Source organism: Pantoea rodasii (assembly GCF_002095465.1).
Taxonomy (GTDB): domain Bacteria; phylum Pseudomonadota; class Gammaproteobacteria; order Enterobacterales; family Enterobacteriaceae; genus Pantoea; species Pantoea rodasii.
Map to the genome: position 1 here is coordinate 1 of NZ_MLFP01000067.1, position 673 is coordinate 673.

Genomic DNA, 673 nt, shown 5'->3' on the forward strand with positions numbered 1-673 from the left:
CCTTCGTCGGGCGGCCGCGCCGGCGGCTGCGTTTCTCGCGGCCTCTTCCAGCCCGCGCTGCTTGAGGGTGCGCAGCACCACGAACGGCGAGGACAGCGGGGCGCCGGTGAGCGGGGAGTCCAGCACGAAGTCCTCTCTGGCCAGCGGCAGAATTTCATTCAGCCGCCCGCCGGTATTCCACAGGGCGTCGATGAACAGCCGTTTGCGGAGATCGGTCACCTTAGCGAGCAGCACCGCCACCTCGGGCGCCAGCAGGTAGCGGGGCATGTCGGTGCCGTAGGCGGCGGCGAGGTTGCGCAGCGCCACCGCGCTTTCGTAGTCAAAGTAGCGCGCGGCGCCATGATCGTGCAGATTATGCTCAGTGACAGCGCTGTGCGAATTCTGCGGGATTTCGCGGGGTAAAGTACTCAGAATTTAAATCTCCGTCGTCTGGCGGGTGAGAACGTATTTTCGCGCGTCTGTCCAGCGAAAACCACGGGAATAAATCGATCCTCACCGGATCCTCTGCGGATCGGTTTTCCGGCTATTCTCCCGTATACGGAGAATAACCTGGACGGACCGGAATAAAAAGCGGGGCGATCGGCAACGCTTTCGGAACTAAAACTCGCGTAACTCCCTGTAGATGAAGGAAGTTTCCGGGGAAAGGCAGGGCAGGGGAAGTACCAGGCACTCT

The 673-nt window shown here is 61.4% G+C and carries 1 pseudogene; it reads right to left on the reverse strand.

The features are described from left to right. Window positions 1-306 (reverse strand): annotated as a pseudogene (locus HA45_RS23365) (tyrosine-type recombinase/integrase); the annotation flags it as partial. Between the last annotated feature and the right edge of the window lie 367 nt (window positions 307-673).